Here is a 12924-nt window from a genome sequence, read left to right as displayed (position 1 = left end):
ATCGTTTCCAGTGGATAGGGACGACGACCATTGCCCGCTTTTGGATAAAAGGGCTCAATCACTTCCAGCAGTTGAGTCCATGGTAACAGGTTGTCCATCCGAGATAAGAAAATCTCTTTACGGGTCTGGCGGCGCTTGCTGGAAAACTCACTATCGGCAAAAGTTAACTGTTGGCTCATGGGCGGTAATGGCTGTGATTTACTATGTAGCTATGATCTCACATCAGGGACTTATTCGCATCTTCCCTAAAATTGGCCACGGTTTTGTATTCAAGCCAGTATCTTCGCTCTGACTCATTGGGTGTCAGCCCACCGTTATATTGATGTGGTCTCAGCTGACTRTAATACCCCGTCACATATCGYGAAATTTCACTCTTAGCCTCACCGATATCCCGATAGCCGGTCATCGGTATCCATTCTGTTTTTAAGCTTCTAAAGAAGCGCTCCATCGGGCTGTTGTCCCAGCAGTTTCCTCGTCGACTCATGCTCTGCTTAATCTGATAACGCCAGAGCTGTTGGCGGAAGCGGCGGCTGGTATAGTGGCTTCCTTGGTCACTATGGAACATTAGGTCTTTCGGCCTTCCTCGCGCCTCAAAGGCCATGGTTAGTGCCTTGCTTGTTAGCGCACTATCGGGCGAAAATGACATCGCCCACCCCACCGGTTTTCGTGCAAACAAGTCCWGAACAACGGCAARGTAAGCCCATCGTTTTCCTGTCCACACATAGGTCACATCGCCACACCACACTTGATTGGGAGCCGTCACAGCAAACTGGCGGTCAAGGAGATTAGGGATGGCGACATGCTCCTTGTCTGCCTTTTTGTAGCGATGTTGCGGCACCTGGCTGCTCACTAGCCTCAGCTTCTTCATCAGCCTTGTGGCACGATAGCGCGTCAATCTCACGCCAGCWGTCGTCACCATATCAGCCAGRGTTCTGGCACCCGCTGACCCATTGCTGGCTTCATAAGCCTCCCGCACCATGCTGTGCAACTTTATCTGCTTCGAATCAATGGTGATAGGTCTGCTTCGCCAATACTTGTAACTGCTGCGGTGAATACTAAATACTGAACAAATCCGCTTTACGCTATGGCTCTTCCTGAGTTTCTCGACTAACGAGAACTGTTCAGTGAGTCTGACATCAAGAGAGCCGTAGCCTTTTTTAAATACTGAACAAATCCGCTTTACGCTATGGCTCTTCCTGAGTTTCTCGACTAACGAGAACTGTTCAGTGAGTCTGACATCAAGAGAGCCGTAGCCTTTTTTAAAATGGTGTTCTCTTCTTCAATGCGGCGGATTTTCTTTTCTAGCTCGCGGATCCGCTGTTGTTCGGGGGTGAGCGGTGCGCCTTTGGGGGATACGCCTTGCTTCTCCTGTCGAAGCTGGTTTACCCATTTACGCATGGCTGAATTACTCACGCCCATCGCGTTTGCAGCCTCAGCTATGCTGTATCCCTGTTTCGTTACCAGCTGCGCAGCTTCTAATTTGAACTCTGCACTGAATGTCGGTCTTGTGTTCATCATTTCTACCACCTTTTTCCGGAAGTGAGTCTATCACTTCGTCTATTCAGGTGGCCAAATTCACTATGCCACTACAAATGAACCACTTTGCCACTTTCATCAAATCCAACTCGGTATAGCAAGGTAATGGGGCCTATCTTTTTAAGCTCACCAATATAGCGCACCTGTAGCTCGCCGTTTTCGTCAACATAGACTTCTGGCTCGCGGTACTCCCAGTCCTTTAATTCATAGCTGATGACCTGCATATGGATCCCCTCGATAACTGGTGAGTAAATCAGCAGACGATAAAAATGCCTATGATGCACTCATACGGATAGAGCCTACCATAGCAATTTCACACATATCAATTACGCAACAGTGTGATAACTACAGGTTTTACGTAAAGGTACCAGACATCATCATACTCGCCGACGATAACGCCATCTCGCTGCTTAGCGAGCGCATAGCCGATACCAAGATTCCAGTGGTATTTCTCGGCCTCAATACCAACCCCAGAGATCATGGGCTTCAGGCCTATCAGCAATTTACCGGCATACTCGAGCGACCATTGTTCAAACGCTCACTCCTGCTAGTCGACTGTCTGCTACCAGGTAATGAAGACACCAAACTGCTGATCCTTTCTGACAATAGCGAGACCGCACGGGCGGCCTTCGGCCCTATCAGCCCCGACTTTAAGCCAATAAAGATAGGTAAGCTGACCATAGCCTTCACCTTGACCAACTCGGCTAAGGAGTGGAAACAGACGGTGCGCGATGCCAAAAAGGCGGGCTACCATGGGATATTTACCGGGCTATACCACACCTTAATCACGGCGAGTGGCGAATACATGGATTCGGAAAAGATCATTGCCTGGACGGCAGATCACGCCCCCCTGCCCCACTTTGGTTTCTGGGACTTCACGGTAGGCAAGAGAGCCAATCTCGGCGGCTATGTGCTCAACGGCTACGAACACGGCCTACTGGCAGGCAAACTGATCAACCGACTCTTAGCCGGTGAGCAAGCCAGCCAACTTGGCTATGTCAGTGACAGTAAGGGGACTTTTCGGTTTAGCCTGTCGGGCGTCGCAAGATGGCACCTTTCGATACCTAAGGAGATAGCCAAAAAGGCAGACTGGGTGGAATAAAGATTTTTAGCAATAAAAAAGCCGGGCAATGCCCGGCTTTTTACAATGAACTTAAGTGTTACTCAGCAGCTTCTTCAACAGCTTCAGCAGCTTCTGGACGACCTACTAGTTCGATATACGCCATAGGCGCCTTATCACCAGTACGAAGACCGCACTTAAGGATACGGGTGTATCCACCAGGACGTTCCTGGTAGCGTGGACCCAATTCATTAAATAACTTACCTACGACTTCAGCGTCGCGAGTACGTGCAAATGCCAAACGACGGTTTGCAACACTGTCACTCTTAGCAAGTGTTATTAGAGGTTCAACTACGCGACGCAATTCTTTCGCCTTAGCTACAGTAGTCTTGATCACTTCGTGACGGACTAATGAGCTTGCCATGTTACGGAACATAGCTTGACGATGACTGCTGTTACGGTTTAGTTGACGACCACTCTTACGATGGCGCATGACCTAATCCTTATTACCTAAATCTGTACAAACTAGGACTTATAGGTCGTCTGCTAAACTGGCTGGAGGCCAGTTTTCTAGACGCATACCTAATGAAAGTCCGCGAGAAGCCAACACATCCTTAATTTCGGTAAGAGACTTCTTACCCAAGTTAGGTGTTTTAAGTAGCTCAACCTCAGTACGCTGTACCAGATCTCCGATGTAATGAATCGCTTCGGCTTTCAAACAGTTAGCCGAACGTACAGTTAGCTCTAGATCGTCGACAGGACGCAACAGAATTGGGTCGAACTCTGGTTTCTCTTCTTTCTGTTCTGGCTCAGTGACATCACGTAGCTCAACAAACGCATCTAGCTGTTCAGCCAGGATGGTTGCAGAACGACGAATCGCTTCCTCAGGATCGATAGTACCGTTGGTGGTCATATCGATAACGAGTTTGTCCAAGTCAGTACGCTGTTCAACACGTGCTGCTTCAACATTGTAAGCAATACGCGCGACAGGTGAGAAAGATGAATCCACTAGCAGACGGCCAATTGGGCGATCGTCGTCTTCGGTCTGTGCACGAGCCGAAGCTGGTACATAACCACGACCACGCTCAACGCGGATACGCATGCTAATGTCATTGTTACCAGTCAGATGACAGATAACATGATCAGGATTCATAATAGTAACATCACCATCGTGCGTGATATCTGCTGCGGTAACAGGGCCTGCGCCTGACTTGCTTAAAGTAAGCATAGCCTCGTCTTTACCCTCGATAACCACTGCCAAACCTTTAAGGTTTAGAAGGATCTCTAGGATATCCTCTTGTACGCCTTCCTTGCTGCTGTATTCGTGCAGTACACCATCAATCTCGACTTCGGTAACCGCGCAGCCGGGCATAGACGACAATAGGATACGACGCAACGCGTTACCTAAAGTATGACCAAAACCACGCTCTAGCGGCTCCAGTGTAACCTTGGCACGTGTTGGGTTAACCTGCTCGATATCAACGAGACGCGGTTTAAGAAATTCTGTAACAGAACCCTGCATTGTGTCCTCTCTTGTTTATTAGCTTTACTTAGAGTAAAGCTCGACGATCAGCTGTTCGTTAATATCCGCAGATAAATCGCTACGCTCTGGCAGACGCTTGAAAGCACCTTCCATCTTAGCGGCATCTACTTCAACCCATGTTGGCTTTTCGCGCTGAGAAGCAACCTCTAGAGCAGCTTTAATACGAGCTTGCTTTTGAGACTTCTCACGAACGCTAATTACATCATTCGCAGACACTTTGAATGATGGAATGTTAACAACGCGGCCGTTTACCATAATTGACTTATGGCTAACTAGCTGACGTGCTTCAGCACGGGTAGCACCAAAACCCATACGATAAACAACGTTATCTAAACGAGTTTCCAAAAGAGTAAGCAGGTTTTCACCAGTGTTACCTTTTAGACGTGCAGCGTCTTTGTAGTAGTTACGGAATTGCTTTTCAAGCACACCATAAGTACGACGAACTTTTTGTTTTTCGCGCAGCTGAACGCCGTACTCAGACAAACGTGCTTTACGAGCGCCGTGTTGTCCAGGTGCAGCTTCAAGCTTACACTTCGAATCAATTGCTCTCACACCGCTTTTCAGGAAAAGGTCAGTACCTTCTCGGCGAGTGAGCTTGAGCTTTGGACCCAAGTATCTTGCCATGTTCTTTCTCCAACTATCCTATTAAAAACGGGGCGATTACACGCGACGTTTCTTAGGAGGACGACAACCATTATGAGGGATCGGCGTCACATCGGTAATGTTGGTTATCTTGTAACCAACCGCGTTCAGCGCTCGAATAGCTGACTCACGTCCTGGACCTGGACCCTTCACGAAAACTTCAAGGTTTTTAACACCGTAGTCCTGAGCAGCAACACCTGCGCGCTCAGCAGCTACCTGTGCAGCGAATGGGGTAGATTTACGTGAACCACGGAAACCTGAACCACCAGAAGTTGCCCAAGAAAGTGCATTACCTTGACGATCTGTAATGGTGATAATGGTGTTGTTGAAAGATGCATGGATATGAGCCATGCCATCAGCAACCTGTTTACGTACGCGCTTGCGCGTTGAACGTGACGGAACTTTAGCCATATTGGTTTACCTTCCCGTTACTTTCTAATTGGCTTACGTGGACCTTTGCGAGTACGCGCATTGGTCTTGGTACGTTGCCCACGAAGGGGCAGGCTACGACGGTGGCGGAGACCACGATAACAACCAAGGTCCATCAGACGCTTGATGTTCATAGAGATCTCACGACGCAAGTCACCTTCTACAATGTATTTAGCAACTTCTTCGCGTAGTGTGTCTATTTGAGCTTCGCTCAATTCCTTGATCTTAGCATCTTCAGCAATTGAAGTAGCCGCGCAGATTTGTTGTGCGCGAGTAAGTCCAATACCATAGATAGCAGTCAATGCAATGACTGTGTGCTTCTGATCAGGAATGTTAATGCCAGCGATACGGGCCACTATGCACTCCTCATAAGTTAAAGGCCATCTGTGAAAAGCCCGGTAGGATACTCGACAGATGACGATTTTGCAAATAATATTTTGACCAGCTCAGAATCTGAGCTGGTCAAAAAGTTTTTAGCCTTGACGCTGTTTGTGTTTTGGTTCAACACAGATAACGCGTACAACGCCGCTACGCTTTACGATCTTGCAGTTACGGCAGATCTTCTTCACGGAAGCTCGAACTTTCATTTCATCACTCCGTAAAGCTACTTAGCGACCAAAGCGATCTAAGTTCGCTTTATTCACTAGGTTAGCTTTCTTCATCACAGACTCATACTGATGTGACATCATATGGGTCTGAACCTGAGCCATGAAGTCCATGATCACGACTACCATAATTAGTAGTGAAGTACCGCCAAAATAGAACTGTACTTTCCACGCGATTAACATGAACTCCGGAATTAAACAGATAAAGGTAATATATAATGCACCGGCCAGTGTTAGGCGAGTCATTACTTTATCTATATAACGCGAAGTCTGTTCTCCAGGACGGATCCCGGGAATAAACGCACCACTCTTCTTCAGGTTGTCTGCTGTTTCACGTGGGTTAAATACCAACGCAGTGTAGAAGAAACAGAAGAAGATAATCGCTGTTGCATACAACAATGAGTAAAGCGGCTGACCTGGCGATACTGCAAGTGAAAAATCACTTAACCAAGACAAGCCTTCATTTTGACCAAACCACTGAGCCAGTGTGCCTGGGAACAAAATGATGCTTGACGCAAAGATTGGTGGAATCACACCTGCCATGTTGACCTTAAGCGGTAAGTGAGTGCTCTGCGCGGCAAACACCTTACGGCCCTGCTGACGCTTAGCATAGTTAACAACGATACGACGTTGTCCACGCTCAACAAACACAACAAAGTAGGTCACAGCAAATACGATCACTGCAATCAACAATAATACTAGTACGTTCAAGTCGCCTTGACGCGCCTGCTCAGCCGTTTGGCCGATAGCAGAAGGTAGACCGGCTACAATACCTGCGAAAATAAGAATCGAGATACCGTTACCTATGCCTCGTTCGGTGATTTGCTCGCCAAGCCACATCAGGAACATGGTTCCCGTGACCAAACTCACTACAGCAACGAAGTAGAAACCGAATCCCAGGTTTACAACTAAACCAGGAACCAGGTTTGGCAGACCCGTTGCGATACCGATCGCTTGGAATGTACCCAAGACCAATGTGCCATATCGCGTATACTGACTGATCTTCTTACGTCCTGACTCGCCTTCCTTCTTCAGTTCGGCCAGTGCAGGATGTACCACAGTCAATAGCTGCATGATAATCGATGCCGAAATATACGGCATGATACCAAGTGCAAAGATAGAAGCACGTTCAAGGGCGCCACCAGAGAACATGTTAAACATGCCTAAGATGGTACCCTTCTGCTGATTAAACAGCTCTGCTAATACAGCTGCGTCAATACCAGGAATTGGTACGAACGAACCGGCTCTAAAGACGATAATCGCACCAATCACGAACAGTAGGCGGGTTTTCAATTCCGATAAACCGCCCTTCGCGCTTTTTAAATCAAGTCCTGGTTTTGCCATCGACGTATTATTCCTCGATCTTTCCGCCGGCAGCTTCGATAGCTGCACGTGCACCTTTGGTTACCTTAAGACCTTTAACGGTCACTGGGCGTTCAATGGTACCTGAAAGAACGACTTTAGCAAACTGTATGTTGCGAGTAACAAGATTCGCATCTTTCAGTGCATTCAAGTCGACAACATCACCGTTAACTTTAGCCAGTTCGCTTACACGAATTTCGGCAGTTACCATCGCTTTACGCGAAGTAAAACCAAACTTAGGCAAACGGATCTTAAGTGGCATTTGACCACCTTCGAAACCGACGCGAACACCGCCACCTGAACGTGACTTCTGACCCTTGTGACCGCGACCAGCAGTCTTACCTAGGCCAGAACCGATACCGCGACCTACACGCTTAGCAGCTGATTTTGCACCTGCAGCAGGTGATAGAGTATTCAATTTCATTGATTAATCCTCCACCTTAACCATGTAGTAAACCTTGTTAATCATACCGCGAACAGCAGGAGTATCTTCCAGCTCAACGGTGTGATTAATACGGCGTAGACCTAGACCAGTCAAAGTGGCACGATGCTTAGGCAAACGTCCAATTGAACTCTTAGTCTGAGTTACTTTTAATGTTTTAGTAGCCATGGTGCTTAACCTCGAATTTCATCAACATTCAGGCCACGCTTAGCTGCAATTTGTGCTGGTGACTTCATGTGCACCAACGCGTCTACAGTTGCGCGAACAATGTTGATCGGGTTAGTAGAACCGTATGCTTTCGACAGTACGTTATGAACGCCTGCTACTTCCAATACGGCACGCATCGCACCACCGGCAATAATACCAGTACCTTCAGAAGCTGGTTGCATGTAAACACGCGAACCAGTGTGACGGCCCTTAACAGGGTGGTGCAAAGTACCATTTACAAGTTCAACAGAAACAATGTTACGGCGAGCCTTTTCCATTGCTTTCTGGATTGCAGCAGGTACTTCACGCGCTTTACCATAGCCATAGCCGACTTTACCGTTACCATCACCCACTACAGTCAGTGCAGTGAAGCTAAAGATACGTCCGCCTTTAACTACTTTAGAAACACGATTTACTGCAACTAACTTCTCTTGCAGATCGTCTTTTTGTGGAGCTTCAAATTTAGCCATTTTTAATCATTCCTTAGAACTGTAGGCCAGCTTCACGAGCAGCGTCTGCCAGGGCAGCTACGCGTCCGTGATACTTAAAGCCGGAACGATCGAATGCAACTACAGTTACGCCTTTCTCGATAGCACGCTCAGCAATAGTCTTACCTACCGCTTTAGCTGCTTCTACGTTACCTGTGTATTTAAGCTGCTCTGATACCGCTTTTTCAGCAGTAGAAGCTGCCGCCACAACTTGCGCGTTGGCATCAATAACCTGTGCGTATGTGTGACGTGGTGTACGATGTACAACCAGACGGTTAACGCCCAGCTCTTGGATCTTCTTACGGGCGCGAGTCGCGCGGCGTAAGCGAGATGTTTTCTTATCCATATCGCGTTACCTACTTCTTCTTAGCCTCTTTACGGCGTACTTGTTCATCAGCATAGCGAACACCCTTGCCTTTGTAAGGCTCTGGTGGACGGTAGCCACGAATTTCTGCTGCAACCTGACCAACAAGCTGCTTATCAGTACCCTTAAGTACGATTTCAGTCTGTGAAGGACACTCTGCAGTTACGCCGTCTGGAAGCTGGTGAACTAGAGGGTGAGAGAAACCTAGAGTCAGGTCGATACCGTTACCAGCAACTTTTGCACGGTAACCAACACCAACTAGAGTCAGCTTTCTTTCGAAACCTTCGTTAACACCAACAACCATGTTGTTGATTAGTGCTCGAGCTGTACCAGCTTGTGCAGCGCTAGTTACGCCTTCAGCTGGAGAACACTTGATTTCGTTGTCTTCAACAACAACAGAAACGTCAGCGTTAATTACTCGAGTCAAACTACCTTTAGAACCTTTTACGGTGATAGTTTGTTCGTTTAAAGTCACTTCTACGCCTGCAGGGATAGCGACTGGTGCTTTTGCGACACGAGACATTGCTAGCTCCTTATGCTACGTAGCAGATAACTTCTCCACCCATGCCTTGTTGGCGGGCGGCACGATCAGTCATCAAACCTTTAGAAGTGGACACGATTGCGACACCCAGACCGCCCATCACCTTTGGTAGATCGTTTTTACCTTTGTAAATACGAAGACCAGGACGACTTACGCGCTGGATAGTCTCAACGACTGGTTGGCCTTGGAAATACTTCAAAGTGATTTCCAGAACCGGCTTGGCTTCGCCTGCTACGGCGTAGTCAGTGATATAACCTTCTTCTTTAAGCGTCTGTGCGATAGCAACTTTCAGCTTAGCAGAAGGCATAGATACTGATACTTTGTTAGCAGCTTGGCCGTTACGAATGCGAGTTAACATATCCGCAATTGGATCTTGCATGCTCATATTAGCTTACTCCGTGACAAGTATTACCAGCTGGCCTTACGCAGACCAGGAACTTCACCACGCATGGTAGCTTCACGCAGTTTGATACGGCTAAGGCCGAACTTGCGTAGGAAACCATGTGGGCGACCAGTTTGACTACAACGATTACGCTGACGCGCAGAACTTGAGTCACGTGGTAGACCTTGCAGCTTAAGAACTGCATCCCAACGATCTTCATCAGAAGTAGTTGGATTGCTAATGATAGCCTTAAGAGCTAGACGCTTTTCAGCATACTTAGCCACGAGCTTGGCACGTTTTGCTTCACGTGCTTTCATTGAACTTTTTGCCATTTCGCTACCCTTATTTCTTGAATGGGAAGTTAAAGGCGTCTAGTAAAGCACGGCCTTCTTCGTCATTCTTCGCAGTAGTAGTGATAACAATATCCATACCGCGGATCTTATCGATCTTATCGTAATCGATTTCCGGGAAGATGATTTGCTCACGTACACCCATTGCGTAGTTACCACGTCCGTCGAACGACTTAGCGCTCAGACCACGGAAGTCGCGGATACGCGGGATTGCGATATCAACTAAACGCTCAAGGAATTCCCACATACGTTCACCACGTAGGGTTACCTTGCAGCCAATCGGGTAGCCATCACGGATTTTAAAACCAGCAACTGATTTACGAGCAACAGTTACAACTGGCTTTTGACCAGCGATAGCAGTCATGTCACGAAGCGCGTGCTCCATAACCTTCTTATCTGCTACAGCTTCGCCAACACCCATGTTAAGGGTGATTTTCTCAATCCGAGGGACTTGCATGACACTGGTATAACCGAACTTCTTAGAAAGCTCAGCGATAACAGTCTCTTTATATTTATCATGCAGTTTCGCCATCGTTTACTCCAATTACTTAACGAGTTCACTGTTCGACTTAAAGAAACGGACTTTTTTACCGTCTTCAAATCGGAAACCAACGCGATCAGCTTTGCCAGTGGCAGAGTTGAAAATCGCTACATTTGATGCTTGTATTGGCGCTTCTTTCTCAACGATACCACCAGTCACACCCATTTGTGGGTTAGGCTTCTGGTGCTTCTTGATCAGATTGATGCCTTCTACAATTAACTTACCAGTAGGTAGTACTCGGGTAACTTTACCGCGCTTACCCTTGTCTTTACCTGCTAGTACAATTACTTCGTCTTCACGACGGATTTTAGCTGCCATTTTGAAGCTCCTTACAGTACTTCTGGTGCCAGAGAAACAATTTTCATAAATTGTTCTGTACGCAGTTCACGCGTCACTGGTCCAAAGATACGAGTACCAATCGGTGCAAGGTTTGCGTTTAGCAATACCGCTGCATTGCGATCGAAGCGAATGACAGAACCATCTGGACGACGTACGCCTTTCTTAGTACGGACTACCACCGCGTTATACACGTCACCTTTCTTCGCTTTACCGCGAGGAATTGCTTCTTTTACAGAAACCTTGATGACGTCGCCGATACCGGCATAACGACGATGAGAGCCACCCAAGACCTTAATACACTGAACTCTACGAGCGCCACTGTTACAGGCGACTTCTAGAGTCGATTGCATTTGGATCATTTTAAGTGCTCCGCTATCGTTACTTCACTAATCCCAAATTTGGGGCATTTTTAAACCATTCTAGACCAAATAACGTCTAAAATGGCGCGCAAGTATAACACCGCAAAATAGGAATAGATAGTATTAAAAATAAAAACGGCCCCAAATCTAGGAGCCGTTTCGCTAATCACCTAATAAAATTAGGCTTTTGATACTACTTCAACCAGAGTCCAAGACTTAGTCTTAGACAGCGGACGGCATTCGCGAATAGTCACGATATCGCCAGCATTACACTGATTTGTTTCGTCATGTGCATGGATCTTAGTAGTGCGCTTGATAAACTTCCCGTATAGAGGGTGCTTAACCTTACGCTCAATAGCTACAGTGATAGACTTGTCCATCTTGTTGCTAAGTACACGACCTTGCAAAGTACGGATTTTATCAGTCATTATGCACCCGCCTTAGAAGTAATAATGGTCTTAACGCGCGCAATGTTACGACGCACGATTTTGAGCTGGTGAGTCTGAGTCAACTGACCAGTGGCGTGTTGCATACGCAGATTAAACTGCTCACGCAGCAGACCAAGCAGTTCAGCGTTCAGTTCTTCAACGCTCTTCTGAGTTAGTTCGCTCGCTTTCATTACATCACCGTCTTAGTTACGAAGGTAGTCTTAATTGGAAGCTTGGCCGCAGCTAGAGTAAACGCTTCACGCGCTAGCTCTTCTGATACACCATTCATCTCGTAAAGAACCTTACCAGGTTGAATCTGGCAAACCCAGTATTCAACGTTACCCTTACCTTTACCCATACGCACTTCAAGAGGCTTAGAGGTGATTGGCTTGTCAGGGAAAACGCGGATCCAAATTTGACCTTGACGTTTAATGTGACGTGTCATAGCACGACGCGCAGATTCGATTTGACGAGCAGTCAGACGGCCACGTCCAACAGCTTTCAAACCGAACTCACCGAAGCTTACTTCAGTGCCGTTCGCCAGACCGCGGTTACGGCCTTTGAACATTTTACGAAACTTCATTCGTTTTGGTTGCAGCATTGCCAGCTCTCCTATTTACCGCGAGGCTTACGCTTCGGCTGCTGTTTCGGCTCTTCTAGCGCAGGTACAACGCCGTCTAGAACTTCACCTTTGAAGACCCAAACTTTAACGCCGATCACACCGTATTGAGTGTGACTTTCTGCAGTAGAATAGTCGATATCAGCACGCAGTGTATGTAGAGGCACACGACCTTCACGATACCACTCTGAACGCGCAATCTCAGCACCGCCTAAACGGCCGCTCACTTCAACTTTGATACCCTTAGCACCTAGACGCATAGCGTTCTGTACCGCACGCTTCATAGCACGACGGAACATTACACGACGCTCTAGCTGAGAAGCGATGCCTTCGGCAACCAGCTTCGCATCTAGCTCTGGCTTACGGATTTCAGCGATGTTGATTTGAGCTGGAATACCAGTCAACTTGGCAACTTCGTTGCGCAGCTTTTCAACATCTTCGCCTTTCTTACCGATCACAACGCCTGGACGGGCAGTGTGAATAGTAACGCGAACACTCTTAGCTGGACGCTCGATAACAATCTTAGAAACTGAGGCTTGCTTAAGCTTCTTTTCTAGAAACTTGCGCACTTCCCAGTCGCTGCTCAGATTGTTGGCATAATCTGATTTATCAGCGTACCAAGTCGAGATCCAAGGCTTAGTGATACCCAGACGGATACCATTAGGATGTACTTTCTGTCCCATTGCT

23 protein-coding genes and 2 pseudogenes are annotated in these 12924 nt (G+C 47.3%); 1 reads left to right on the top strand and 24 read right to left on the bottom strand.

Translation table 11 applies throughout. From position 1 onward, the window contains the following. The 3 genes and pseudogenes from L1D47_RS17500 to L1D47_RS17490 form a co-directional block, all read right to left on the bottom strand. A pseudogene (locus tag L1D47_RS17500) lies at window positions 1-179 on the bottom strand (IS5/IS1182 family transposase); the annotation flags it as partial. Window positions 180-217: 38 nt separating this feature from the next. Further along, window positions 218-1518, bottom strand: a pseudogene (locus L1D47_RS17495) (IS3 family transposase). Window positions 1519-1586: 68 nt separating this feature from the next. After that, window positions 1587-1760 (bottom strand): hypothetical protein, encoded by a 174-nt coding sequence (locus L1D47_RS17490; protein WP_239886196.1) that lies wholly within the window; start codon window positions 1758-1760, stop codon window positions 1587-1589. A gap of 20 nt (window positions 1761-1780) precedes the next feature. Between L1D47_RS17490 and L1D47_RS17485 the strand changes: the two genes are divergently transcribed. Beyond that, entirely contained in the window at window positions 1781-2638 is an 858-nt protein-coding gene (locus L1D47_RS17485) for a hypothetical protein (protein ID WP_239886195.1), read from the top strand. Window positions 2639-2696: 58 nt separating this feature from the next. On the opposite strand, the gene rplQ is transcribed toward L1D47_RS17485, so the two are convergent. From rplQ to rpsC, 21 genes are all read right to left on the bottom strand, one after another. After that, on the bottom strand, window positions 2697-3089 hold the full coding sequence (rplQ, locus tag L1D47_RS17480; RefSeq protein ID WP_011863991.1) for a 50S ribosomal protein L17: 393 nt from the start codon (window positions 3087-3089) through the stop codon (window positions 2697-2699). A 39-nt stretch (window positions 3090-3128) separates the two neighbouring features. Further along, complete coding sequence (gene rpoA / locus L1D47_RS17475) at window positions 3129-4118, bottom strand: DNA-directed RNA polymerase subunit alpha (RefSeq protein ID WP_011863990.1); 990 nt, start codon at window positions 4116-4118, stop codon at window positions 3129-3131. Window positions 4119-4142: 24 nt separating this feature from the next. After that, on the bottom strand, window positions 4143-4763 hold the full coding sequence (rpsD, locus tag L1D47_RS17470; RefSeq protein ID WP_011863989.1) for a 30S ribosomal protein S4: 621 nt from the start codon (window positions 4761-4763) through the stop codon (window positions 4143-4145). A 36-nt stretch (window positions 4764-4799) separates the two neighbouring features. Further along, complete coding sequence (gene rpsK / locus L1D47_RS17465) at window positions 4800-5192, bottom strand: 30S ribosomal protein S11 (protein WP_011863988.1); 393 nt, start codon at window positions 5190-5192, stop codon at window positions 4800-4802. Window positions 5193-5209: 17 nt separating this feature from the next. Next, a complete protein-coding gene (gene rpsM, locus L1D47_RS17460) occupies window positions 5210-5566 on the bottom strand; it encodes a 30S ribosomal protein S13 (RefSeq protein ID WP_011863987.1) in 357 nt (118 codons plus the stop codon). A gap of 117 nt (window positions 5567-5683) precedes the next feature. Continuing rightward, entirely contained in the window at window positions 5684-5797 is a 114-nt protein-coding gene (gene rpmJ, locus L1D47_RS17455; RefSeq protein ID WP_006083579.1) for a 50S ribosomal protein L36, read from the bottom strand. A gap of 21 nt (window positions 5798-5818) precedes the next feature. Then, window positions 5819-7159 carry a preprotein translocase subunit SecY gene (gene secY, locus L1D47_RS17450; RefSeq protein WP_041510733.1) on the bottom strand — a complete coding sequence of 447 codons (1341 nt, stop codon included), beginning with the start codon at window positions 7157-7159 and terminating at the stop codon, window positions 5819-5821. A 7-nt stretch (window positions 7160-7166) separates the two neighbouring features. Further along, window positions 7167-7601: a 50S ribosomal protein L15 gene (rplO, locus tag L1D47_RS17445; RefSeq protein WP_011863985.1), complete on the bottom strand. Its 435-nt coding sequence runs from the start codon at window positions 7599-7601 to the stop codon at window positions 7167-7169. A gap of 3 nt (window positions 7602-7604) precedes the next feature. Then, window positions 7605-7787, bottom strand: coding sequence for a 50S ribosomal protein L30 (gene rpmD / locus L1D47_RS17440; protein ID WP_011863984.1), 183 nt, complete (start codon window positions 7785-7787; stop codon window positions 7605-7607). A gap of 5 nt (window positions 7788-7792) precedes the next feature. Further along, on the bottom strand, window positions 7793-8296 hold the full coding sequence (rpsE, locus tag L1D47_RS17435) for a 30S ribosomal protein S5 (protein WP_011863983.1): 504 nt from the start codon (window positions 8294-8296) through the stop codon (window positions 7793-7795). Window positions 8297-8309: 13 nt separating this feature from the next. Then, window positions 8310-8660, bottom strand: a complete 351-nt coding sequence (gene rplR / locus L1D47_RS17430) for a 50S ribosomal protein L18 (protein ID WP_011863982.1) — start codon at window positions 8658-8660, stop codon at window positions 8310-8312. A gap of 10 nt (window positions 8661-8670) precedes the next feature. Continuing rightward, window positions 8671-9201 (bottom strand): 50S ribosomal protein L6, encoded by a 531-nt coding sequence (gene rplF / locus L1D47_RS17425; RefSeq protein WP_041510734.1) that lies wholly within the window; start codon window positions 9199-9201, stop codon window positions 8671-8673. A gap of 10 nt (window positions 9202-9211) precedes the next feature. Continuing rightward, window positions 9212-9604 carry a 30S ribosomal protein S8 gene (gene rpsH / locus L1D47_RS17420; protein ID WP_041510735.1) on the bottom strand — a complete coding sequence of 131 codons (393 nt, stop codon included), beginning with the start codon at window positions 9602-9604 and terminating at the stop codon, window positions 9212-9214. 23 nt (window positions 9605-9627) lie between these two features. Next, on the bottom strand, window positions 9628-9933 hold the full coding sequence (rpsN, locus tag L1D47_RS17415) for a 30S ribosomal protein S14 (RefSeq protein WP_033540777.1): 306 nt from the start codon (window positions 9931-9933) through the stop codon (window positions 9628-9630). Window positions 9934-9943: 10 nt separating this feature from the next. Next, the gene (rplE, locus tag L1D47_RS17410; protein WP_011863978.1) at window positions 9944-10483 is read right to left on the bottom strand and encodes a 50S ribosomal protein L5; all 540 of its coding nucleotides are present in this window, start codon (window positions 10481-10483) and stop codon (window positions 9944-9946) included. A 12-nt stretch (window positions 10484-10495) separates the two neighbouring features. Then, window positions 10496-10810, bottom strand: coding sequence for a 50S ribosomal protein L24 (gene rplX, locus L1D47_RS17405; RefSeq protein WP_041510736.1), 315 nt, complete (start codon window positions 10808-10810; stop codon window positions 10496-10498). 11 nt (window positions 10811-10821) lie between these two features. After that, window positions 10822-11190, bottom strand: coding sequence for a 50S ribosomal protein L14 (gene rplN, locus L1D47_RS17400; RefSeq protein ID WP_011863976.1), 369 nt, complete (start codon window positions 11188-11190; stop codon window positions 10822-10824). Between the two features lie 179 nt (window positions 11191-11369). Continuing rightward, entirely contained in the window at window positions 11370-11618 is a 249-nt protein-coding gene (gene rpsQ / locus L1D47_RS17395; RefSeq protein WP_041510737.1) for a 30S ribosomal protein S17, read from the bottom strand. Next, entirely contained in the window at window positions 11618-11809 is a 192-nt protein-coding gene (rpmC, locus tag L1D47_RS17390) for a 50S ribosomal protein L29 (RefSeq protein WP_011863974.1), read from the bottom strand. Before rpmC ends, rpsQ begins: the two co-directional genes overlap by 1 nt. Then, complete coding sequence (rplP, locus tag L1D47_RS17385; protein ID WP_011863973.1) at window positions 11809-12219, bottom strand: 50S ribosomal protein L16; 411 nt, start codon at window positions 12217-12219, stop codon at window positions 11809-11811. The genes rpmC and rplP overlap by 1 nt, the downstream gene beginning before the upstream one ends. 11 nt (window positions 12220-12230) lie before the next feature. Continuing rightward, a complete protein-coding gene (gene rpsC, locus L1D47_RS17380; protein ID WP_011863972.1) occupies window positions 12231-12920 on the bottom strand; it encodes a 30S ribosomal protein S3 in 690 nt (229 codons plus the stop codon). Window positions 12921-12924 lie beyond the last annotated feature (4 nt).

Source organism: Shewanella sp. Isolate7, from assembly GCF_022398425.1.
In the GTDB taxonomy this organism is placed as follows: domain Bacteria; phylum Pseudomonadota; class Gammaproteobacteria; order Enterobacterales; family Shewanellaceae; genus Shewanella.
The sequence above is the reverse complement of the archived record's forward strand: the minus strand, read 5'-3'. Positions and strand labels throughout refer to the sequence as shown.

Bases quoted from the DNA above. Each gene is read 5' to 3' on its own strand.
- L1D47_RS17490 (WP_239886196.1), bottom strand. From the start codon at position 1,760: ATGCAGGTCATCAGCTATGAATTAAAGGACTGGGAGTACCGCGAGCCA.
- rplQ (WP_011863991.1), bottom strand. From the start codon at position 3,089: ATGCGCCATCGTAAGAGTGGTCGTCAACTAAACCGTAACAGCAGTCAT.
- rpoA (WP_011863990.1), bottom strand. From the start codon at position 4,118: ATGCAGGGTTCTGTTACAGAATTTCTTAAACCGCGTCTCGTTGATATC.
- rpsD (WP_011863989.1), bottom strand. From the start codon at position 4,763: ATGGCAAGATACTTGGGTCCAAAGCTCAAGCTCACTCGCCGAGAAGGT.
- rpsK (WP_011863988.1), bottom strand. From the start codon at position 5,192: ATGGCTAAAGTTCCGTCACGTTCAACGCGCAAGCGCGTACGTAAACAG.
- rpmJ (WP_006083579.1), bottom strand. From the start codon at position 5,797: ATGAAAGTTCGAGCTTCCGTGAAGAAGATCTGCCGTAACTGCAAGATC.
- secY (WP_041510733.1), bottom strand. From the start codon at position 7,159: ATGGCAAAACCAGGACTTGATTTAAAAAGCGCGAAGGGCGGTTTATCG.
- rplO (WP_011863985.1), bottom strand. From the start codon at position 7,601: ATGAAATTGAATACTCTATCACCTGCTGCAGGTGCAAAATCAGCTGCT.
- rpmD (WP_011863984.1), bottom strand. From the start codon at position 7,787: ATGGCTACTAAAACATTAAAAGTAACTCAGACTAAGAGTTCAATTGGA.
- rpsE (WP_011863983.1), bottom strand. From the start codon at position 8,296: ATGGCTAAATTTGAAGCTCCACAAAAAGACGATCTGCAAGAGAAGTTA.
- rplR (WP_011863982.1), bottom strand. From the start codon at position 8,660: ATGGATAAGAAAACATCTCGCTTACGCCGCGCGACTCGCGCCCGTAAG.
- rplF (WP_041510734.1), bottom strand. From the start codon at position 9,201: ATGTCTCGTGTCGCAAAAGCACCAGTCGCTATCCCTGCAGGCGTAGAA.
- rpsH (WP_041510735.1), bottom strand. From the start codon at position 9,604: ATGAGCATGCAAGATCCAATTGCGGATATGTTAACTCGCATTCGTAAC.
- rpsN (WP_033540777.1), bottom strand. From the start codon at position 9,933: ATGGCAAAAAGTTCAATGAAAGCACGTGAAGCAAAACGTGCCAAGCTC.
- rplE (WP_011863978.1), bottom strand. From the start codon at position 10,483: ATGGCGAAACTGCATGATAAATATAAAGAGACTGTTATCGCTGAGCTT.
- rplX (WP_041510736.1), bottom strand. From the start codon at position 10,810: ATGGCAGCTAAAATCCGTCGTGAAGACGAAGTAATTGTACTAGCAGGT.
- rplN (WP_011863976.1), bottom strand. From the start codon at position 11,190: ATGATCCAAATGCAATCGACTCTAGAAGTCGCCTGTAACAGTGGCGCT.
- rpsQ (WP_041510737.1), bottom strand. From the start codon at position 11,618: ATGACTGATAAAATCCGTACTTTGCAAGGTCGTGTACTTAGCAACAAG.
- rpmC (WP_011863974.1), bottom strand. From the start codon at position 11,809: ATGAAAGCGAGCGAACTAACTCAGAAGAGCGTTGAAGAACTGAACGCT.
- rplP (WP_011863973.1), bottom strand. From the start codon at position 12,219: ATGCTGCAACCAAAACGAATGAAGTTTCGTAAAATGTTCAAAGGCCGT.
- rpsC (WP_011863972.1), bottom strand. From the start codon at position 12,920: ATGGGACAGAAAGTACATCCTAATGGTATCCGTCTGGGTATCACTAAG.